The sequence below is a fragment of the Oryzomicrobium terrae genome, assembly GCF_008274805.1.
Classification (GTDB): Bacteria; Pseudomonadota; Gammaproteobacteria; order Burkholderiales; family Rhodocyclaceae; genus Oryzomicrobium; species Oryzomicrobium terrae.
Genome location: NZ_CP022579.1, coordinates 1,939,387 through 1,961,741 on the forward strand (window position 1 = coordinate 1,939,387; position 22,355 = coordinate 1,961,741).

Genomic DNA, 22,355 nt, shown 5'->3' on the forward strand with positions numbered 1-22,355 from the left:
GGGATAAGGCGGCCGGGCCGTCACTTGTGACGATAGGCAGCTCCCGGCGCCACCGGGAAAATAGCGCCCCCCAACCGTTGTCCGTAGCGCCGAGATGAACCCTGCCGTTGCCCTGCGCGATTTCGCCCTGCGCCACCTGGTAGCCGATGCCGTGCCTCTTTCCGCCGCCGAACGTTGGCGTTCGGCCCTGGCGGCCCTGGTCGGTTTCCTGATCATGGAGGGCGTGCTGACGGTCTTGCCGGTTTCCGCCGAAACCCGCCATCTGCTGGTGCCGGTGGGGGCCACCACGGTCATTCTCTATACCCTGCCCCACAGCCCCCTGGGCCAGCCCTGGTCGGTGGCGGGGGGATTGTTCCTCTCGGCCGTGGCGGGTCTCGCCTGCGGGCAATGGATTCCCTGGCCGCCCCTGGCGGCGGCCACCGCCATTGCCGCCGCCATCTGGTTGATGGCCCGGCTGCGCTGCCTGCATCCCCCCGGCGGCTCCTTGGCCCTGGCGCTGGCCCTGACCCACCATCAGGGCTGGACCGATCTGGCGGTGGTCGGGGCCAACGTGCTCGGCACCCTGGTGGCGGTCATGGCGGTCAACAACCTGATCCCGGGCCGGCGCTACCCTCAGTGCATCACCAGCCACGCCCCGGCGGTGGCGGTGGAACCGCCTCTGGCCCGCCCGGGCATCGGCCACGCGGACCTGCAGTACGCCCTAGGGCGGCTCGATACCTTTCTCGACATCAGCGAGGACGATCTGGTGCAGGTCTACAACCTGGCCACGGAGAATGCCTTTCGCCGCCACGTCACCCTGCATTGCCGCGAGATCATGACCCCCGACCCGATCACGGCCGAGTTCGGCACGGAATTGAACGAGGCCTGGAAGCGCCTGCGCCAGCACCACATCAAGGCGTTGCCGGTGATCGACCGGGCGCGCCGGGTAATCGGCCTGGTAGGGGTCGAGGACTATCTCGCCCACGTCGCGCCGGATACGCGCCAGCCCGTGGGCGACAACATCCGCCGCCTGCTGCGCCCCACTCCCGGTGTGTATTCGGACAAGCCGGAGGTGGTCGGCCAGATCATGCAGGAACAGGTGTTCACCGTGCGCGAGTCGGACGACCTGGGGGCCGTGGCCGCCGCCCTGGCGGTGCAGGGCCATCCCCGGGCGATTCCGGTGGTAGACGACGAGGGACGCCTGACCGGCATCCTCAGCCAGACCGACCTGGTGGCCGCCCTCTTCCACCAGCTGGCCCTGGAGCGGGCCACCGGCCCGGACGCCTCCCCGGCCTCCCCGGCCGCCTAATGCCGCCTAATGCCGCCTCAGGCGCTGCGCCGGCGGCTGCGGATCACCATCACCAGCAGGCCGCCCAGGAGCACGCTGGCGGCCACGGTGGCGGCCACCGCCGCCTGCCAGAAACCCGCCACCCCTTGCGGCACCGGGGCTTGAAAGGCCAGCCAGTAACCGCCTCCCAGGCCGATCCCCCAGAAGCAGGTGATGTGCATCAAGAGCGGCACGAAGGTGACCTTGTAGCCGCGCAGGGCAAAGGCGGCGATGGTCTGGGCGGCGTCGCAGAACTGGTAGACGGCGATGTAGATCACCAGCGCGACGGCCACGGCGCGCACCTGGGGGTCGCTGCTCACCGGCGCCACCACCGCCTCCCGGGCCAGCCACAGGGCGCCGCCCATCAGCACAGACAGGCCGCAGGCCAGCCATAGCCCGGCCATGGCGGTGCGCCGGGCCCGGATTTCGTCCTGGGCGCCGACCGCCTGGCCGACCAGGGCCGAGGTGGCGATGGCCAGGGACAGGGGCAGCATGTAGGTGAGCGCCGACAGGTTGGCGACGATGCGGTGGCCGGCCACCGTCTCGGCCCCCAGCCGGGCGACGAACACCGCCATCAGGGTGAAGGCGGAAATCTCCACCAGGTAGGAAAAGCCCATGGGCACGCCCAGGCGCAGCAGTTCGCCCTGGCGTCCCCAGTGGATGCCCTCCAGGCGGCGAAAGATGTTGTAGGGCCGATAGACCTCGCCCTTGAGCATGACCAGCAGCGATGCCCCCAGGGCGACCCAGACGCAGAACGTCTGGGAAATGGCCGCCCCCACGGCCCCCAGGGGCGTGCCGGTCAGGTGGCCGCCCACCAGCAACCAGGCGAGCAATGCGTGGCTGACGGTTTCCACCAGGGCGATGACCATCAGGGGCTTGGGCCGACCCACGGCGTTGGCCACCGCGGCGAAGGCCCGGTAGCCCAGGCCCGCCGGCAGGGCCAGGATCAACACATTCATGTAGGCCCGGGCCTTGGCCTCGATGGCCGGCGCCAGCTCGGCCCAACCGAGCAGCGGCCCGGGAAAGTGCAGCACCAGGGCGCCGACCACCGCCAGCAGCAGCACCAGCCAGACGCCTTGGCGCACCATGGGGCCGATCTCGCTCACCTTCTGCGCCCCCACCAGGTGGGCCACCACCGGCGCCAGGGCCTGGACCACCCCGGCCAGGGCCAGGGCCACCGAGACGTAAATGCCCGAGCCCACCGCAACGGCGGCCAGGTCCTCGGTGCCGGCGCGGCCGACGATGACGGTGTCGGCCACCATCATGCCGATGGAAGCGAGTTGGGCGATCAGGACGGGCCAGGCCAGTTGGGCGATCTGCCAGGCCAGGGGCCGGGTGGTGCGAAGCATGGGGAAACGGGGCGGGGCAAAAAACGGAAGGGGCGAATGGTACAAAATTAGCGGAGCCTTGGCCCGGGGAATCGGCACGGCGCGCCGCCCGACCTGTGGCTCCGGAAAATCATGCGCCCCGTGGAAACCAAAGCGGGGCAGGGACTTTCGAGCATCGCCCCTGAAACCCCGCGCCCAGACTGGCTTTTCTGGCACACCCTGTGAAGAATGAGGACTGGCGCGGGGTTTGGCGGGGTGCCGGGTGCCCGGGACGACAGGGAGCCCAACGACAAGATCGACAGTGGATGACGGGCGGCGGTAGCGGCAACCACGCCACCGCCCATCCAAACCCCAAGCGGGGCGGGCATCTCCAGATACCCCCTTCGGATCGCCGCGCCAGTGCTTGATCTCCAGAGGCACCCCTTGGAGATCGTTTATCGGCGCGGGGTTTACGGGGGTAGATCTGGGATGCAGACGGCGGCAGACACGAACGTCCGCCCCGGCGTAGCGCCTTACAGCTCGTCGTCGTCCTCGCCCGGCTCGTTGGGATAGACCCGCACCAGCACGATGCGCGGGCCGACCATGCGCTTGACCACCACGTCGAAGGCGCCGAAGCCGATACGCTGGCCTTCGTGGGGCAGGTCGCCGAGCTTTTGCAGGATCAGGCCACCCACCGAATCGACCCCTTCTTCCTCGATGTCGATGCCCAGGGCCCGCTCCAGGGTGAAGATGGGCAGGCTGCCCTTGCCCATCAGGGAACCGTCGTCGAGGCGGATCCATTCGTTCTGGGACTGGCGAAACTCGTCGCGGATCTCGCCCACCAGGGCGCCGAGCAGGTTGTCCAGGGTAATGAAACCCAAGGGCCGCTTGTCCTGGTAGGCCACCACGGCGAAGTGCGGCGCCCCCTCGCGGAAGCGGCGGAACAAGGCCATGGCCGACTCGTTGGGCGAGACGATCTGCACCGGTCGCACCAGGTCGTCCAGGCTGGTCAGCTCCTCGCGACGTTGCAGGGCGATGAAGATGTCCTTGAGATGCAGCACGCCGATCACCAGCCCGTCCTCGTCCAGGTAGGGGTAACGGCTGTAGCGCTGCTGCACGATGCGCTCCAGGCTTTCGGCCACCGGTTCGTCGCGGCGCAGGGCGGCCACCTCGCTGAACGGGCGCATCAGGTCGGCCACATCCAGGTCGCCGAAATCCAGGGCCTGGGCCAGCACCCGCCATTCGGCCTTGGTGTAGTGGCCCTCGGAGCCGGAGGAACGCAGGATCAGCTTCAGCTCGTCGGCCGAGTACTGGCTGTCCTGGCCTTTGGCGTTGCCGCCCAGGCCAAGCACCCGCAGCACCCAGGCGGCGCTGTGGTTGAGCACCCAGATGGCCGGATACATGCCCCAGTAGAAGGCGTAGAGCGGCGGCGCGGTCCATACCGCAATGGTTTCGGCACGGCGGATGGCCAGGGACTTGGGCGCCAGTTCCCCCACCACGATGTGCAGGTAGGAGATGGTGAAAAAGGCGAAGAAGAAGGAGATGCCGTGGATCAGCTGTTCGTTGTCCAGCCCCAGGGCGGCGAGCAGCGGCTCGACCACCTTGGCGAAGGCCGGTTCGCCGATCCAGCCCAGGCCCAGGGAGGCCAGGGTGATGCCGAGCTGGCAGGCCGACAGGTAGGCATCGAGGTCGCTGTGGACCGCGGTGAGCACACGGCTGCGCCAGCCGCCGGCCTTGGCAATGGCGCGCACCCGGGTGCCGCGCAGCTTGACCAGGCCGAACTCGGCGGCCACGAAAAAGCCATTGAGCAGCACCAGCAGGAGGGCTGCGACGATCAACAACAGGTTACTACCCATGATCGGGACTGCACCGCCGTAACATCCGCGGGCCGCCCCTTGCCTTTCTCGGAACAAAGAGGCCCGTATTCTGCCGGAATTTGCCGCCCCCGTCCGGGCACCGGGGTTGGGAGGGTGACCGATGCCACGGTGGCGGCAAGGGTCTCGAGCGGCGCCAAGCCCCGTCGGCGCCCGCCCGCTGCGTGCGCCACGGCGGGATCGGCGGATCAGCGCATCACGTCAGCCCGCCGGTCTGGCTGCCGTTGCGGATCAGCCCCACGGCGATGCCTTCGATGGTCAGGGGCTCCCGGCGGGTATCGACCACGATCGGCTCGAAATCCGGGTTCTCCGGCAGCAGGTGCACCACCCCGGATGGCAGGCCACGGCGCTTGAGGCGCTTGACGGTGACCTCGTCGCCGACCCGGGCCACCACGATCTGGCCGTCCCGGGCCTCGCCGGTGCGATGCACGGCGAGCAGATCCCCTTCCATGATGCCCACGTCGCGCATCGACAGGCCGCGCACCTTGAGCAGGAAGTCGGCCTTCGGGGCGAACAGGTTGGGGTCGAGCTGGTAGCGCCCCTGGACATGCTCCTCGGCCAAAATCGGGCTGCCGGCGGCGACGCTGCCAATCAGCGGCAGGCCCAGCTGCTGGACCAGGCGGATGCCCCGGGCCGCCCCCGGTTCGAGCACCAGCACGCCCTTCTTGGCCAGGGCCTTGAGGTGGTCCTCGGCGGCATTGGGCGAGGCAAAGCCGAAGGCGCTGGCAATTTCCGCCCGGGTTGGGGGCGCGCCGAGGATTTCCAGGGTGTTGCGGATGAAATCGAGGATTTCCTGCTGCCGCGGGGTGAGCTTCATCAAAGGCTCCAGGCGGAAAGTTGCGAAGGGAAAGGGGCGTTTTGGGGCCATTCCGGGGCGGTCTGGCATTGTCCCGGCCCCCCGTAGCCACAACCTGTATTTTTATACAGCTACCCATAAATAACAACCCAAAACGCCCTGCCCAAGAGGAAAAACCGCTGATCGGCGGTAGTCGCAGCCCTGAGGCGCTTCAGGACGAATGCGTATAATCGCCGCCCCATGCCCCCACTTGTCCGCGCCCTGTTCGTCCTGTTTCTGTGCCTGTTGAGCCCGAGTGCCCTCCAGGCGGCGGCGCCCGTGGTCTAGAAGATGGCAAGCAAGGTGCAACGTGGCCACCTGGTGATCTACGGTCGCCCCAAGACCTTGCTGGGAGACTTTCTGCACACCGCTCTGGCCGTACTGATCCGGGAATCGGGCTGGTAACGGCGCCGCCCCCAAGCGGGGTCGAGCCAGAGGAATGGCCGCTGCCATCGGCGTCGCCGTGGGAGTGGGCCGACAGGCCGCCAACAGTGCGATAATCCGCGCCGTCCGCGCCGATCACGGCCCCACCCTTCCGCATTTTTTCGCCGCGCCCTTCTTGTGCCTGCACCCCGTCCGACATCTCCTGCCGCCGCCACTCGCAACGTAGCCGGGCTCGGCCAGGTCTTCACCCCGCCAGAAGTGGTGAAGGTCATGCTGGCCCTGCGCCGCAACCGGGGCCGCACCCTGGAGCCCTCGGCCGGCGATGGCGCATTCAGCCGGGCCATTGCCAGCGAAGGTGGCGAATGCGTGGCCATCGAGATCGATCCCAAGGTGGCGCCGCCCGGAGCGTTGATCGGCGACTTTTTCGCTTATCCGGAGCGGGAGCGTTTCGCCACCATCATCGGCAACCCGCCCTACGTGCGCTACCAGGACATCCGGCCGGCCACCCGCAAACGCCTGCCGAACGACTTGTTCGATGCCCGCTCCAACCTCTTCTTGTTCTTCATTGAAAAGGCGGTTCGCCACCTGGCTCCGGGAGGGGAACTGATCTTCATCGTGCCTCGGGACTTCATCAAGCTCACCGCAGCGCGGCGTCTCAACACCTGGCTGTTCGCCCAGGGCACCATCACCGACTTTCTCGAAACCGGCGATGCCCGCATCTTCGAAGGGGCCGTGCCCAACTGTGCCATTTTCCGCTTCGAGAAGGGCCGCTTTGATCGCCGCCTGCACGACGGACGCACCTTCGCCCTGGTGGATGGCCAACTGCTTTTCCTGGCCAGCGGCGACCAGGAGCAGCGACTGCCCTTCTCGGCCCTGTTCGACGTCAAGGTGGGGGCCGTCTCTGGGGCCGACGACCTGTTTACCCACCCTGACGGCAACCGGGAATTCGTCTGCTCGAAAACCGCCGAAACCGGCGAAACCCGGCGCATGCTGTTTGATGTGCGCCACCCGCATCTGGAGCCCCATAAGGCCCGCCTGATCACCCGGCGCATCAAGCGTTTCGACGAATCCAACTGGTGGCAGTGGGGCCGCGGCCTGCCGACCCTGACCGGGCCGCGCATCTACGTCAACGGCAAGACCCGGCGCAAGAATCCTTTCTTCTTGCATGAGTGCCCCAACTTCGACGGCTCCCTGCTCGCCCTGTTCCCGCGCCACCCGGGCATGGATCTGGTGCGCGCTACCGAACTGCTCAACACCGCGGTGGACTGGGCCGAGGTGGGCTTCATCTGCGACGGACGCTATATCTTCGGCCAGCGCAGCTTGCAGAATTGCCTGCTGCCGCCGGTATTCCGCAGCCTGCTGCCCGGCACCGCATCCGAAGCGCCCGGCGGCAACGGCTCACAAGCCAAATCCGACGAATCCGTCAAATCCGGCGACGATGGCCACGCCTGACCTTATCCGCCCCATTCCCAGCCATCGCTGGGAGGTGTTTTGCACCGTGGTGGACAACTACGGCGACATCGGTGTGTGCTGGCGCCTCGCCCGCCAACTGGTCCAGGATTACGGTCAGCAAGTACGCCTCTGGGTCGATGACCTGGCTGCCTTTGCCCGCCTGGAACCGACCCTCGATCCCAGCCTGCCCGAGCAATCCCTGGCCGGGGTAAGAATCTGCCACTGGCCGCGGGGGGATGCACCCTTTCCCCTGCCGGCCGAACTGGGCGATATCGTCATCGAGGCGTTCGCCTGCCCCCTGCCGGAAGCTGTCGAAGGGGCCATGGCCCGCCAGAGCCCGCCACCGGTGTGGCTCAACCTGGAATACCTGTCCGCCGAGGCCTGGGTCGAAGACTGTCACCTGATGGTGTCCCGCCATCCCCGCTGGAATCTGGACAAGCACTTCTTCTTTCCCGGATTCACGCTGCGGACCGGCGGCCTATTGCGCGAACAGGGGCTCTTAACAGCCCGGAAACGCTTCCAGGCCCCCCAGGCCGGCGAACGGGACGCCTTTCTCGCCGACCTGGGCATCACCCTGGCCCCCGGCGAACGCCTGGTCAGCCTGTTCGCCTACGCCACGCCCGTCCTGGGCGAACTGTTCCAGGTGCTGGCCGTGGATTCGGCCCAACCGACCCGCCTGCTCCTGCTCGACCGCCCGGCCCAGGAAACCGCCCGGGCCTGGTCGGGCCAGCCCCTGCCATTGGGCGTCCCCTACCGCCAGGGCGCCTTGACAGTGCAGCCCTTGCCTTTTCTGCGCCAGGCCGACTTCGATCGCCTGCTGTGGAGTTGCGACCTGAACCTGGTCCGGGGGGAAGATTCCTTCGTCCGAGCCCAGTGGGCAGGGCGTCCGTTCGTCTGGCTGATCTATCCCCAAGACGAGCAGGCCCACCTGACCAAGCTGAAAGCCTTCCTGCAGCGCTATAGCGAAGGCCTCCCGGCCGACGCCGCAGTGGCGCTGAACGATTTCTGGCTGCACTGGAATGGCGCCCTGGGCCAAGGCGCAGATCTAGCCCGGGATTGGGCGGCGCTGCAGGCCCAACTGCCAACCCTGCGCCACCATGCCGAAGCCTGGTGCGCCACCCTGGCTGAACAGGAAAATCTGGCGGGGGCGCTGGTACGTTTTTGCGCTAACAGGTTAAAATAGTGGGTTTTTATTCCCTCGATTTACCCAGGACGCAACGATGAAGACCGCACAGGAACTCCGCGCCGGCAACGTGATCATGGTGGGCAGCGACCCGCTGGTGGTGCAAAAGGCCGAATACAACAAGTCCGGCCGCAACGCCGCCGTGGTGAAGATGAAGCTGAAGAACCTGCTCACCGGTTCCGCCAGCGAATCCGTCTATAAGGCCGACGAAAAGTTCGAGCAGGTCATGCTCGATCGCAAGGAAGTGACCTACTCCTACTTTGCCGACCCCATGTACGTGTTCATGGACGCCGAGTACAACCAGTTCGAGGTGGAAGCCGAGAACATGGAAGACGCGCTGAAGTACCTGGAAGACGGTCTGCAGTGCGAAGTCGTGTTCTACAACGGCAAGGCCATCTCCGTGGAACTGCCCACCTCCGTGGTGCGTGAAGTCGAGTACACCGAGCCTGCCGTCAAGGGCGACACCTCCGGCAAGGTCATGAAGCCCGCCCGCATCAAGCCCAGCGGTTTCGAGCTGCCGGTGCCGGCCTTCGTGGAAATCGGCGACAAGATCGAAATCGACACCCGTACCAACGAGTACCGCAACCGGGTCAAATAACCCGATGTCGCCTCGGCCAAAAAAGGCAGCCTCGGCTGCCTTTTTTCTTGATCTGACGCCATAATCGCGGGAATTCACGCGACAGCCCGCTGTCACTGTTTTTGACCTTGGTCATTGGCCCTCGACCTCCGAACAGGCGATCCTGCCGCCAACGATAGCGGACTTCCCCATGCATAACGAAACGCTTCACTCCGACGATACGGGATCGGTGCAATCCCTTTTCACCCCTCCCCGTGTGGATACGTCCCGCCACGCTGCGGGCACCTTGCTGGACAAGTACGGGCGCAAGATTACCTACATCCGCCTGTCGATCACCGACCGCTGCGATTTCCGCTGTTTCTACTGCATGTCCGAGGACATGACCTTCCTGCCGCGCAGCGAGGTCCTGTCTCTGGAAGAGTGCCTGCAGATCGTCCGCATCTTCGCCGACCTAGGGGTCTACAAAGTGCGCATCACCGGCGGAGAGCCGCTGGTGCGCAAGGACGCCACCTGGCTGCTGCGCCAGATCAACCAGGTCCCCGGTATTCGCGAACTGGTGCTGACTACCAACGGTTCACAGCTGGAGCGCTTTGCGCCCGAACTCCAGGATGCCGGCGTGAAGCGCATCAACGTCAGCCTGGACACCCTGGATCCACTGCGTTTCCATGAAATAACGCGGACCGGCGACATCGCCAAGGTGCTACGCGGCATCGACGCCGCCCTGGCCGCCGGCATTTCCCGGGTCAAGCTCAACACCGTGATGATGCGCGGGGTCAACGACCACGAGTTTCCCAACCTGGTGCGCTACGCCATGGAGCGAGGCATCGACATTTCCTTCATTGAAGAAATGCCCCTGGGAGACATTGGCCACGGGCGTAGCGGCACCTATTTTTCCACTGACGAAGCCCTGGCGCTGCTGGGGCAGCATTTCGCCCTGGAAGCCAGCACAGAAAGCTCCGGCGGGCCGGCACGCTATTGGCGCATCCCAGGCTCGGATACCCGGGTTGGCTTCATCTCGCCCCACAGTCACAACTTCTGCGACACCTGTAACCGGGTACGCATTACCGCCAAGGGGGAGCTGTACCCCTGCCTTGGCCATAACGATGCCGTGCAACTCTTGCCGCTGCTACGCGCCAACCCGGACACACAACAGCCCATCACCGACGCGATCATGAGCGCCATGGGCATCAAGCCCAAGGCCCACGACTTCACGGCGCAGATGGAGGCCCCCCAGGTTGTGCGCTTCATGTCCATGACCGGCGGCTGAGATCCTTCCGGCGGCGCAGACGCCCACTCCCCTCGCCGCTCGGTCGCAACCTTTCATCAGCTAGCGTGTAAAAAACACTACTGCCTGCGTTGCGGCAGGGATACCATCTGACCGCGTGATGTCCTATTCGGCATCAGGTAATTTCCGGAACCCGTTTTTCCGCCTATTCCTTATGCCCCCTCTTGCCGCCGGCCGCTTTTCGCCACTCCTATTTGCAGGAGTGGTGTTCGTTTATGCCCTGGCGGGATGGCTCGGCGCCCAGCTGGCAGTTCCACCCAGTATCGTCTCCCCCCTCTTCCCCGCGGCGGGAATCGGCCTGGCCGCAGTGCTGCTCTACGGCAACCGGATGGGCCTGGCCGTGTGGCTGGGCTCCACCCTGTTCACGCTGATCCTGGGCGGGGACGGCAACTTTTCCGGCAGACAATGGCTGACGCCTTTCGGCATCGGCGCAGGGGCTGGACTGCAAGCCTGGTTTGGCGCTTTCCTGGTTCGCCGCTACGTGGGCTTTCCCTCCGCCCTGGAACAGCCCGGGACGATTCTGCGCTTTCTCCTGATTTGCGGCCCGGTCAGTTGCCTCGTCAACGCCACCTGGTCAACGCCGTGGCTCGTCGCCTTGGGCAGCATCCCGATGGCAGAAGCACCTTTCACCTGGTGGACGTGGTGGATCGGCGATGCCATGGGCTCGATCATCGCCACCCCGATCCTGATCGCCCTGCTGAGCCCCCGTCCGACCGACTGGGATCAGCGCCGCGCCGGCATCATCATCCCCTACCTCCTGGCCGGCCTGTTCATGGTACTGGCCCTGCAACAGGCCAGCACCCGGGAAACGGCCACCCTGCGCACCCAGTTCGATCGCGACACCAGTATCCAGGCCCAATTGCTGCGCAGCCGCTTCGATGAACAGCTCACCATCCTGCAATCGGTCGAGCGTCACCTGACCGCCAGTCCCCAGGTTTCCCGCGAATCATTCCGCCTATTCACCGCCCCCTGGTTCGAGCGCTACCCGGGCATGGCCGTGGTCGGCTGGGCCGAATGGTCCCCCCGGGAGAATCTGCCCGACCTCGCCGCCCGCATGCGCCGGGGAGACCAGCCCGAGTTTCGCGTATTCGACCACGAGGCAGGCGCACCACCACGCACTTCGGGAAAAACCGACGAGTATCTCGTCGTTCTGTATGCGGAGCCTGCCTCCTTCAACGCCCGGGCGATCGGCCTCAATCTTTTCTCCATCACCCCATCCACTCACGCCATTGCCCATACCCGGCAAACCGGCCAACCTGAAGCCTCGGCAGCCTTGCAACTCGTTCAGGACCCGGAGAAAAAGCTCAGCATCGTTGTTTATCAAGGCGTGTTCCAGCGCGACGCCTCCACCCCGCCCCAGTTTCGCGGTGTGGTGTACACCGCCTTCCGTCTCGACGACACGCTGGCCGCCCCCCTCTTCTCGCTCCCGCCCGGAGTCGAGTTATGCCTGACCGATCGGACAATCGCCACGGCACCGCAGCGCCTGGCCGGAAGTCCTGGCTGTGAATCGGCCAAAACCCGCAGCGTCTTTCAATACGACAGCCCCTTCCCCTTTGCCGGTCGCCAATGGGAAATCCGCTTCACCACCGGGCCTGGCTACCTGGCCGGGCACCGCAGCTGGGAATCCTGGTCGCTGCTCCTGGCAGCCCTGTTGCTGCTTGGCCTGCTCGGTGCCTTTCTGCTCATCACCACCGCTCACACCCACCGCATCGGCATGCTGGTGGACCAACGCACCAGCGAGCTGAGGCGAGCCACTGCGCGACTGGAGGCAAACCAGGCATCCTTGGCCCACGCCCAGCACATTGCCCGGCTTGGGAGCTGGGTATGGGAAGCCGACGCCACCCCGGGCATGACCTGGTCGGACGAACTTTATCGATTGCTGGGCCTGGACCCGCACCAGATTGAACCTAGCCTGGAACTCCTCGCATCCCGCCTCGTTCCCGAAGAACGGCCGGGGTGGGAATCGACCCTGGCCGAACTACGTGCCGGCCGCTCCTCGGCCACTCTGGATACCCGCCTGCTCGATGCGAGCGGCACACCGCTACTCGTCCATATCGAACTGGAAGCGAGCCACCAGGACGATGTGCTGACCCGCCTGGTCGGCACCCTACAGGACGTCACCAGCACACGGGAGGCCGAAGCCCACATCCACTACCTGGCCCACTACGACACCCTGACCGGGCTGCCCAACCGATCGTTGTTGCGAGACCGGGTCAACCAAGCCCTGGCCGCAGCCCAGCGCCAGGAGCACCCCCTGGCCTTACTGTTCATCGACCTTGACCGCTTCAAGAAGGTCAACGACACCCTCGGCCACCCCATCGGTGATCGCCTGCTTACCGTTGCTGCCGAGCGGTTACGCAGCTGCATCCGCGACGAGGACACCATGGCGCGGATCGGCGGCGATGAATTCATGCTGCTCATCCCCCACATCGACTTTCCCGCCCGGGCGGCTGTCGTGGCCCGCAAGATCGTCGACCAGTTCGCCCAGCCCTTCACTATCGATGAACATGAACTGACGGTAACCGTCAGCATCGGTATCGCCGTCTTCCCCGAGGACGGCACCGACTTCGACACCTTGGTCAAACATGCCGATACAGCCATGTTCAGCGCCAAGGAAGGGGGTCGCAACACCTTCCAGTTTTTCACCGCGGAAATGGACGTCCGCGCCTATGAGCGCCTGCTGCTGGAAAATCAGCTGCGCCGGGCAGTAGAGCGCAACGAACTGGCCCTGTATTACCAACCGCAGATCGCCGCCGGTAGCGGCCGGATCATTGGCGCCGAAGCGCTGGTACGCTGGCGCCATCCGGAAAAGGGTCTGGTGCCACCAATCCAGTTCATTCCCCTGGCGGAGGAATCGGGACTGATCGTCGACATCGGTAATTGGGTGTTGAGGGAAGCCTGTCGCCAGCAGGTCGCCTGGCGCAAGGCCGGGCTGATCATCCCCCGCATCGCGGTCAACATCTCGGCGTTGCAGTTCCGTCGCAGCGGCTTCGTGGCCTTGGTCAGGCGTGCCTTGGCGGAAACCGGCGCCGACCCGAACGGCCTGGAGCTGGAGCTGACGGAGAGCGCGCTGATGGAACCGACCGACGATACGGAACGCCAGCTTGCCAACCTCAAGGACCTGGGGCTGAGTCTCTCCCTGGACGACTTCGGTACCGGCTACTCCAACCTCGCCTACCTGAAACGCTATCCACTCGACCAGTTGAAGATCGACCGCTCCTTCATCCGCGATCTGCCCGCCGATGCCGAAGATGTGGCCATCACCTCCGCCACCCTGTCCCTGGGACGCAGCCTGGGCCTCACCGTGGTTGCCGAAGGGGTCGAAACCCCCGCGCAACGGGATTTCGTTACCAACATCGGTTGTCACGCCATGCAAGGCTTCCTGTTCAGCCCGCCCCTGCCGGTCGCCGAGTTTGAAGCCTTTGTGGCCGAGCACCGCGCCGCCGCGATCCCCGCTGGCAAGACCGCCTGAGCATCAGGCGCTACTGCGGTCACGATTTCCGCATATCCTGGCCATCACACTGCCAGCACAACAAAGCAAAACGGGCGAGTCCATGACTCGCCCGTTTTGCTTGATGCGGAATTACCCAGCGATCAGTTTCCTTCGCGGAAGGCACGCTTGCGGTCGTGCTCCTTGAGGTGACGCTTACGGATACGCAGGGACTTGGGCGTGATTTCCACCAGCTCGTCGTCGGCGATGAATTCGATGGCGGACTCCAGGGTCAGCTGGATCGGCGGCACCAGGCGCACCGCTTCGTCGGTGCCGGAAGCACGCACGTTGGTCAGCTGCTTGCCCTTGATCGGGTTCACCACCAGGTCGTTGTCGCGGCTGTGAATGCCGATGATCATGCCTTCATACAGCTTATCGCCCGGATTGACGAACATGCGGCCGCGATCCTGCAGCTTCCACAGAGCGTAGGCCACGGCCTCGCCGTCGTCCTGGGAGATCAGCACGCCGTTGCGGCGCTCGGCCACCTGGCCTTCCTTGGTGGGCGCGTACTCGTCGAACACGTGGCTCATCAGACCGGTGCCGCGAGTCAGGTTCATGAACTCACCCTGGAAGCCGATCAGGCCCCGGGCGGGGATGCGGTATTCGATGCGCACCCGGCCGCGACCGTCCGGCACCATGTCCTGCATGTCGCCGCGGCGCAGGCCGAGGGATTCCATGACGCCGCCCTGGTGCTGCTCTTCCACGTCCACCGAGAGCATCTCGTACGGCTCGTACACCACGCCGTCGATGGTCTTGGTCACCACGCGGGGACGGCCCACGGCCATTTCGAAGCCTTCGCGGCGCATGTTCTCGAGCAGGATCGACAGATGCAATTCGCCCCGGCCGCACACGTCGAAGACGTCGGCGTTGGCGGTGTCATCCACGCGCAGCGCCATGTCGGTGAGCAGTTCCTTATGCAGGCGGTCGCGGATCTGACGGCTGGTGACGAACTTGCCTTCGGTGCCAGCCAGGGGCGAGGTGTTGACCATGAACTGCATGGACAGGGTCGGCTCGTCGATCTTGAGCAGGGGCAGGGTTTCCGGATGATCCGGGTCGGTGATGGTGCAACCCAGCACCAGATCCTCGATACCGGTCACCTGGACGATGTCGCCAGCGTGGCCTTCGTCCAGCTCCACCTTGTTCAGGCCCTTGTAGCCGAACACCTGGTTGATCTTGGCCTTGATGGTGCTGCGCTCGTGGGCAGCCGCCTCTTCCTCGGTGCCGAACATCACCAGCACCTGCTGGCCCGGCTTGACCCGGCCGCGCTTGATGCGGCCGATACCGATACGGCCCACGTAACTGGAGTAGTCGAGGGCGGAAATCTGGAATTGCAGGGGGCCGTCGAGGTCGGCATCGGGAGCCGGCACATGGCTCAGGATGGTCTCGAACAGGGGGCGCATGTCTTCGCGCGGCGCGTCCAGGGACAGGGCGGCCCAGCCGTTCAGGCCGGACGCGTAAACAATCGGGAAGTCCAGCTGCTCGTCGGTGGCGCCCAGCTTGTCGAACAGGTCGAAGGTCAGGTCAACCGCGTTGTCGGGGGTGGCACCGTCCCGGTCCACCTTGTTCACCACGACGATGGGCTTGAGGCCCAGGGCCAGCGCTTTCTTGGTGACGAAGCGGGTTTGCGGCATGGGGCCTTCAACCGCATCCACCAGCAGCACCACGCCGTCCACCATGCCCAGCACCCGTTCCACTTCACCACCGAAGTCGGCGTGCCCCGGGGTATCCACGATGTTGATGTGCACACCTTCGTAATCCACCGAGGTGTTCTTGGCGAGGATGGTGATGCCCCGTTCCTTCTCCAGATCGTTGGAGTCCATGACCCGCTCTTCCACCTGCTGGTTGGCGCGGAAGGTACCGGCCTGCTGGAGGAGCTTGTCGACGAGGGTGGTTTTGCCATGGTCGACGTGAGCGATGATGGCGACGTTGCGGATGGGACGGACGGAGGACATGGAGAGGGTTTCAGCCGAAATCAAAAGGGCGCGATTATAGCAGAAACCGGCGCTACAGGCTTGATCGGAAAGGAATGCGCAGTCGCGCAAGGAGCCTCGATCACCACCTCACCCGGCTGCCCCCGATGCAGTTTGGCCAGGAAATCGTGGCGCATTGCCTCAAGCATCTCGTAGCGGCGGCGATACATCGCCCGCTTCGACGACTTGACCTCGGACAAGCAGCGCTCCTGCACTTTCACCGGCAGATGGAAGAAACCAGTGGGCAGCAGCAAACCGCCGGCCTCGGTCCATGCCGTGTCGTAATCGGCCTGGATTTTCTTTCCGCCGCCAAAGATGTAATGGGCGCTCGAATACTGCTGAAAGCGGTGGGAAACGGCGTAAATATCCTGGGCGTGAATCGCCTCACCCAGCAGGCGCAATGCCCACAGCAACAAGTCGCGGGGGCGCAGGCCGTGCATGGCGCGAGTGCATTCGGCCAGGGTTTCCCGGCATCCATCGCCTCGCGAACCCTGTAGGCAGCCCACATAGAGGGCCCGGCGTCCCTCCTGCTCGGCCAGGATGAATGCAAGGGAAAGGCGCCGCTGCCCGTCGACGAACAGGCTCATGGCCAATTCCCCCTCGCGGCAGAAACGTTGGTCCTTGTGCAGCGCCAATTCGAGGCGCCGCCCTCCAAACTCGCCAGAAAACAGGCTCACCGGGTGGCGATGCGCATCATAGAGACGCAACTCACTCAGACTGCCTAAGAGGCAGTAGTGACCAAGCAGGGCGCGGTAGCGCTGCTTGCCTGACCAGTTGCGGTGCAGGTAGGGGCGATGAATGGCTTCGAAGAGCGTGCCATGCTGCTGGGCAATTAGCTGCAGGGCGGGCTGATCGAGAAAGCGCCACCACGCCAAAGTACGCGAGTAGCCAAGCAACAAGCGGGTACCCAGCTTGATTCGATTACGCCAAGGGCGCCAACCGAACCCAGGGTACAACCCATTTATTTTTCTAATTGATGTCAATTAATTCTGGATGCAAAAGCTATTGTATCCAGATTGTAAAAATTGTAACTGACATGACACTGACCTAATTCTGCCGACAGTCAACCTTCCCGATTGCGCATGAAATCGGCGGTCTGGAAGAAGGACACCGCCAGGCGGGTGCGCAGGGCATCGTCGACGCCCTCCTCCTCCATGGCCTGGACCATGCACTGGACCCACTGGTCCCGCTCCTTCTCACCGATGGAAAACGGCATGTGGCGGCGGCGCAGCATGGGGTGGCCCTTGCGTTCGACGAACAACTGGGGGCCGCCCAGCCAGCCGGACAGAAACCAGAACAGGTTGTCCCGGGCGCCGGCCATATCCTCCGGATGCATGGCGCGCAGTTCGGCGAAGCGCGGCTCCAGGTCCATCAGGTCGTAGAAGCGGTCGGTCAGGGCACGGACGGCGGCCTCGCCGCCGATCAGGTCGTAGGGCGTGACCTCGGCGCTGTCGTCGCGTTGCGGGGTCTGGGTGGCTGCGCTGGTGTCGCTCATCGGATCAACGGATTCGGTTAGTCAAAAAAATGGATGGCTGGAAACCCAATAGGGACGGGCACTTTCACAAGGCGTGCCCGCAGCGCCTTATTTGGCGCGGTTCTTCACAGGCCCCTTGCCGAAAGCCACGCCAGGCTTGGCGTTGCGGGGAGCGGTCGGTGAACCGCCCCGGGGCGCGGGGCGGGACTGGCCCGGCTTGGCCGGCCCCCGGCCAGCGCCGCCACGGCTGCAGCCACCCCTGCCCAGGCCAGTGCCGGCGGGCTGAAAGAGCGGAATCAGGTGCTTCTTGCCGTTGCCGATCAGGTCAGCCCGGCCCATGTCCTTGAGGGCTTCCCGCAGCATCGGCCAGTTCTCAGGATCGTGGTAGCGCAAAAAGGCCTTGTGCAGGCGGCGTTGGCGACCGGTACGCACGATGGGCACCGTCTCGCTGTCCTGGCCAACCTTGCGCAGCGGGTTCTTTTCCGTGTGCCACATAGCGGTGGCAATCGCCAGGGGAGTAGGCAGGAAGGTCTGGACCTGGTCGAGGCGGAAGTTGTTGCGCTTGAGCCATAGGGCCAGGTTGAGCATGTCCTCGTCCCGGGTGCCCGGGTGGGCGGCGATGAAGTACGGGATCAGGTACTGCTCCTTGCCCGCCTCCTTGGAGAACTTCTCGAACATCTGCTTGAAGCGCTCGTAGGTGCCGATGCCCGGCTTCATCATTTTGTTGAGCGGGCCTTCCTCGGTGTGCTCCGGGGCGATCTTCAGGTAGCCGCCGACGTGGTGGGTGACCAGTTCCTTCACGTATTCCGGCGAGCGCACCGCCAGGTCGTAGCGCAGGCCCGAACCGATCAGGATGCGCTTCACCCCGGGAATGGCCCGGGCCTTGCGGTAGAGCTGGATCAGGTGACTGTGGTCGGTGTTGAGGTTCTCGCACACGTCGGGGAAGACGCAGGAAAGCCGCCGGCACGACGTCTCGATCTTCTTGTCCTTGCAGGCCAGCCGGTACATGTTGGCGGTAGGGCCGCCCAGGTCGGAAATGGTGCCGGTGAAGCCCTCGGTCTTGTCGCGGATTTCCTCGATCTCATGGAGGATCGACTCCTCTGAGCGGCTCTGGATGATGCGTCCCTCGTGCTCGGTGATCGAGCAGAAGGTACAGCCACCGAAGCAGCCGCGCATGATGTTGATCGAGAAGCGGATCATCTCCCAGGCCGGAATCTTGGCCCTGCCGTAGCTGGGGTGGGGATTGCGCGCATAGGGTAGACCGTACACCCCATCCATTTCCGGCGTGGTGAGGGGGATCGGCGGCGGGTTGAGCCATACGTCCCGCTCGCCATGGGCCTGGACCAGGCAGCGGGCGTTGCCGGGGTTGGCTTCCAGGTGAAAGGTGCGGGACGCATGAGCGTAGAGCACCGGGTCGTCCACCACCTGCTCGTAGGAGGGTAGCCGCAGCACAGTCTTGGCCCGCTCGGCACGGCGGGCGGCGAGGCGCTCCTCCTTGCTGACGATGCGGACCGTCTGTGCCTGGGGCGCGCTACTGCCCTCACCCGTCGCACAGGAGCCGCCACTAGCCGGCGTCTCCTCCATGGCATAGGGGTCCTTGTGGGCCTCCACCTTGCCCGGGGTGTCCACGGTGCGGGAATCCAGCTCGCTCCAGTCTGCGCCGGGCTTCCAGCCCCGGGGCACCATGAAGGCGGTGCCGCGCACGTCGCGGATCGACTCCACCGGCTCGCCCTTGGCCAGGCGGTGGGTCACCTCCACCAGGGCCCGCTCGGCGTTGCCGAACAGCAGCAGGTCGGCCTTGGAGTCGGGCAGCACCGAACGGCGCACCTTGTCGCTCCAGTAGTCGTAGTGGGCGATGCGGCGCAGCGAGGCCTCGATCGAGCCGATGATGATCGGCGTGCCGGGATAGGCCTCCCGGGCGCGCTGGGCGTAGACCGTGACCGCCCGGTCGGGGCGCTTGTTGGGCTCGGCGTTGGCGGTGTAGGCATCGTCGGAGCGGATCTTCCGGTCCGAGGTGTAGCGGTTCACCATGGAATCCATGTTGCCCGCGGTGATGCCGAAGTACAGGTTGGGCTTGCCCAGACGCTTGAAGTCCTCGGCCGAATGCCAGTTGGGCTGGCTGATGATGCCGACGCGGAAGCCCTGGGCCTCGAGCAGCCGGCCGATCAGGGCCATGCCGAAGCTGGGATGGTCAATGTAGGCGTCGCCGGTGACCAGGATGATGTCGCAGGAATCCCAGCCCAGCTTGTCCATCTCCTCCCGGCTCATGGGCAGGAAAGGCGCGGTACCAAAGCGGCTGGCCCAGTATTTTCGGTAGGAAAAAAGCGGCTTGGGCGGCGCGGTCAGGCCGGACGGCACGGCAGGGGAAGCGGAGGCAACGGGAGAGGCGGCCGGGACGGCCTTGACTGACGGCATAGAAAACTCGGGAAAGAACCTGGCAGGCAGGCTGGGACCGGGCCGGTCGAAAAAAGTGCCCGGTGGCGCCCAGGCGCGCCCGGAAAAACACAACGCCCCGGCCGGGGCGTTCGTGCCACACTTCCCATCGGCATGGAACCGGCGGAATCAGCAAGACCGGCGGCCGACCATGGGCAAGAAAGCGAGGCGAATCAATGGCCTCCATTCTACCCGAAGTCGCCGACCACCGGACGATGGGGACGGCAGCGATGTGCGCACCGCCCGCTTCCCTCCCCGGCAAAAGCGCTCCCCTACTCGCTACGCAGGGCCTCCACGGCGGGCGTCTGGAGCAGGCGGCGGATGCCCAGGGAGGCGGCAGCGCTCACCAGCACCGCCAGGGCCAGGGCGGCGGCGACCGGCAGCCAGGGCTTCACCGCCAGATCCAGGTCGAACACCTGGCGCGCCACCACCCAGCCGATGGTCTGGGCCGCCACCGCCGAGAGCAGACCCGACAGGGCGCCCACGGCGGCGAATTCAGCCATCAGGCTGCGCCGCAGTTGCGCGCTGCGGGCGCCCAGGGCGCGCATTACCGCCAGCTCCCGGCGGCGCTCGTCGAAGGCCGACACCAGGGCGCCGTAGAGCACCACCAGCCCGGCCGCCACGGTGAACAGGAAGACGAACTGCACCGCCTGAACCACCTGGTCGAGCACGGACTGGATCTGGCGCAGGATGGCGCCCACATCGATCACCGTCAGGTTGGGGAAGGCCCGCACCAGGGCTGCGGTGGCGTTGGCGCGCTCGTCCGGCAGGTGGAAGCTGGTGATCCAGCTGGCCGGAAACGGTTCCAGCACGCCGGGCGGGGTAAGGACGAAGAAATTGACCCGCATCGAATCCCAGTTGAGGCGGCGCAGGCCGATGATCTTCAGCGTCACCGGCTCCCCGGCAATGGAGAAGGTCAGGTCGTCCCCCACCTTCAGCCCCAGGGTCTTGGCCAACCCCTCCTCCACCGACGCCACCTTCGTCTCCCCCGGGGCGAACCAGCGCCCGGCGGTGACGGTGTTGCCGGCCGGCAGGTCGGCCGCGTAGGACAGGTTGAACTCCCGCTCCACCAGCCGCTGGGCCCGTTCCTCGGCATAGTCCGCCGCCGACACCGGCCGGCCGGAAACGTCGGTGAGCCGGCCGCGCACCATGGGCGCCAGGTCCACCGCCAGGCCGGCCCGGTCCATGTAGCGGGCCACCGCCTGGCGTTGTTCGGGCTGGATGTTCACCACGAAGCGGTTGGGCGCATCCGCCGGTGCCGCCTGGCGCCAGGCGGCCACCAGGTCGGCCCGGGTCACCGAGAGCAGCAGCAGGGCTGTCACCCCGAGGGACAGAGCGACGATCTGCACCACCACCGCGCCCCGGTGGCGAGACAGGGACACCAGGCCCTGGCGCCAGCCCCAACCGGCAGCGGGCACGGCCCGGGCGAGGCGGCCGGTGAAGGCCACCAGCCCCCGGGCGGCCAGGGCGAAGAGCAACACCGCGCCGAGCAGGCCGCCGGCGACGAAGGCCGCTAGCTTGAGTTCGCCGGCCACCCACACCATCAGGGCAAAGAGGGCCGCCAGCCCGGCCAAGGCGATACCCAGGGCGCCACCTTCCGGGGCACCCAGCTCACGGCGGATCACACGCAGGGTGGAGACCCGGCGCAGTTGCAACAGCGGCGGGCCGGCAAAACCGAACAGCAGAACGAAGCCACAGGCCAGGCCGGCGGCGGCGGGCCGCCAGGACGGCGCCGGCAGCGCCGCCGGGACCAGCCCGGCCAGGCCCCGGTACAGCCCATAGTGGGCGACGAAGCCCAGGGCCACGCCAGCCAGGGAGGCCAGGGCCGCCAGGGCGAGCAACTGGCCAGCGTAGAGGGCGAGCAGGCGCCCCTGGGTCACCCCCAGGCAGCGCAGGATGGCGCAGGGGTCCAGGTGGCGCTGCACATAGCGGCGCGCCGCCAGGCCGACCCCGGCGGCGGCCAGGGCCACCGACAGCAAGGCCGCCAAGCCGAGGAATTTCTGCGCCCGGTCCAGGGCCGAGCGTATTTCCGGCCGGGCCGAACGGGCGTCCTCCAGGCGCTCGCCCCGGCCCAGGTGCTTTTCCATGGCGTCGCGATAGGCGGCGATCCGTGCCGCCGGCCCCGCCGCCATCAGCCGGTAGGAGGCCCGGCTGCCTTCCTGGAGCAGGCCGGTGGCGGCCAGGTCGGCCTGGTTCATGAGCAGGCGCGGCGCCAGGGCGAAGAAATTGACGCCCTTGTCCGGTTCCAGGGTGAGCAGGGCCACCACGCGCAGGCGGGTACCGCCCACGCTCACCGTGTCGCCGACCGCCACCCCCAGGCCGGTGGCCAGGCGTTCCTCGAGCCAGGCGCTGCCCGGAGCCGGGGCATCTTGGGCCTCACGGTCGGGCAGGCCGGGGCCGTCGGCGATACGCAGGCGGCCGCGTAGCGGATAGTTGGCGGTGGCAGCCTTGATGTCGGCCAGTTCGGTCACCGCCCCCGCCCCTTCCCCGGCACTCACCATGCTGGGGAAGGTCACCGTCTCGGCCAGGGTCAGCCCCTGGCGGCGAGCGGCGGCCCGAGCCGCGTCGGGCCAGGGATGGTCGGCCACCAGCAGCAGGTCGGCACCGAGCAGCTGGTGGGCTTCGGTCTCCAGGGCCTCGCGCACCCGGTCGGTGAAGAAGCCGACGGCCGAGAAGGCCGCCACGGCGATCACCAGGGCGGCGGCCAGCAGGCGCAGTTCGCCGGCGCGGGCGTCGCGCCAGAGCAGGCGCAGGGTCAGGGGAAACGTCAGGGACAAGCGCATGG

Annotated in this window: 14 protein-coding genes; 6 read left to right on the forward strand and 8 right to left on the reverse strand. The window is 66.1% G+C overall.

Going from position 1 to position 22,355, the window contains the following annotated elements:
• Positions 1-94 precede the first annotated feature (94 nt).
• Positions 95-1,288 (forward strand): HPP family protein, encoded by a 1,194-nt coding sequence (locus OTERR_RS08930; protein ID WP_149425529.1) that lies wholly within the window; start codon positions 95-97, stop codon positions 1,286-1,288.
• 17 nt (positions 1,289-1,305) lie between these two features.
• Here the strand turns inward: OTERR_RS08930 and OTERR_RS08935 are convergent, their stop codons facing one another.
• The 3 genes from OTERR_RS08935 to lexA all read right to left on the reverse strand — a co-directional run bounded on the left by OTERR_RS08935 (position 1,306) and on the right by lexA (position 5,304).
• Positions 1,306-2,655 carry an MATE family efflux transporter gene (locus OTERR_RS08935; RefSeq protein ID WP_149425530.1) on the reverse strand — a complete coding sequence of 450 codons (1,350 nt, stop codon included), beginning with the start codon at positions 2,653-2,655 and terminating at the stop codon, positions 1,306-1,308.
• Between the two features lie 491 nt (positions 2,656-3,146).
• Positions 3,147-4,469, reverse strand: coding sequence for a hemolysin family protein (locus OTERR_RS08940; RefSeq protein ID WP_149425531.1), 1,323 nt, complete (start codon positions 4,467-4,469; stop codon positions 3,147-3,149).
• A 214-nt stretch (positions 4,470-4,683) separates the two neighbouring features.
• Complete coding sequence (lexA, locus tag OTERR_RS08945; protein WP_149425532.1) at positions 4,684-5,304, reverse strand: transcriptional repressor LexA; 621 nt, start codon at positions 5,302-5,304, stop codon at positions 4,684-4,686.
• 579 nt (positions 5,305-5,883) lie between these two features.
• Here lexA and OTERR_RS08950 point away from each other — a divergent pair.
• From OTERR_RS08950 to OTERR_RS08970, 5 genes are all read left to right on the forward strand, one after another.
• On the forward strand, positions 5,884-7,158 hold the full coding sequence (locus tag OTERR_RS08950) for an Eco57I restriction-modification methylase domain-containing protein (RefSeq protein ID WP_425466012.1): 1,275 nt from the start codon (positions 5,884-5,886) through the stop codon (positions 7,156-7,158).
• Positions 7,145-8,341, forward strand: coding sequence for an elongation factor P maturation arginine rhamnosyltransferase EarP (earP, locus tag OTERR_RS08955; protein WP_149425533.1), 1,197 nt, complete (start codon positions 7,145-7,147; stop codon positions 8,339-8,341). Before OTERR_RS08950 ends, earP begins: the two co-directional genes overlap by 14 nt.
• Before the next feature lie 37 nt (positions 8,342-8,378).
• Complete coding sequence (efp, locus tag OTERR_RS08960) at positions 8,379-8,939, forward strand: elongation factor P (protein WP_054620779.1); 561 nt, start codon at positions 8,379-8,381, stop codon at positions 8,937-8,939.
• 169 nt (positions 8,940-9,108) lie between these two features.
• Positions 9,109-10,185, forward strand: a complete 1,077-nt coding sequence (gene moaA, locus OTERR_RS08965) for a GTP 3',8-cyclase MoaA (RefSeq protein ID WP_149425534.1) — start codon at positions 9,109-9,111, stop codon at positions 10,183-10,185.
• A gap of 223 nt (positions 10,186-10,408) precedes the next feature.
• Positions 10,409-13,675 carry an EAL domain-containing protein gene (locus OTERR_RS08970; RefSeq protein WP_246154090.1) on the forward strand — a complete coding sequence of 1,089 codons (3,267 nt, stop codon included), beginning with the start codon at positions 10,409-10,411 and terminating at the stop codon, positions 13,673-13,675.
• 122 nt (positions 13,676-13,797) lie between these two features.
• Here OTERR_RS08970 and typA read toward each other — a convergent pair whose 3' ends face one another.
• The 5 genes from typA to OTERR_RS08995 form a co-directional block, all read right to left on the reverse strand.
• A complete protein-coding gene (gene typA, locus OTERR_RS08975) occupies positions 13,798-15,645 on the reverse strand; it encodes a translational GTPase TypA (RefSeq protein WP_149425536.1) in 1,848 nt (615 codons plus the stop codon).
• 20 nt (positions 15,646-15,665) lie between these two features.
• Positions 15,666-16,562, reverse strand: coding sequence for a VirK/YbjX family protein (locus OTERR_RS08980; protein ID WP_187775204.1), 897 nt, complete (start codon positions 16,560-16,562; stop codon positions 15,666-15,668).
• Between the two features lie 164 nt (positions 16,563-16,726).
• Positions 16,727-17,158 carry a group II truncated hemoglobin gene (locus OTERR_RS08985; RefSeq protein WP_149425538.1) on the reverse strand — a complete coding sequence of 144 codons (432 nt, stop codon included), beginning with the start codon at positions 17,156-17,158 and terminating at the stop codon, positions 16,727-16,729.
• 87 nt (positions 17,159-17,245) lie between these two features.
• On the reverse strand, positions 17,246-19,405 hold the full coding sequence (locus OTERR_RS08990; RefSeq protein ID WP_223116056.1) for a YgiQ family radical SAM protein: 2,160 nt from the start codon (positions 19,403-19,405) through the stop codon (positions 17,246-17,248).
• A 437-nt stretch (positions 19,406-19,842) separates the two neighbouring features.
• Positions 19,843-22,353, reverse strand: a complete 2,511-nt coding sequence (locus OTERR_RS08995; protein ID WP_149425540.1) for an ABC transporter permease — start codon at positions 22,351-22,353, stop codon at positions 19,843-19,845.
• Positions 22,354-22,355: the final 2 nt, after the last annotated feature.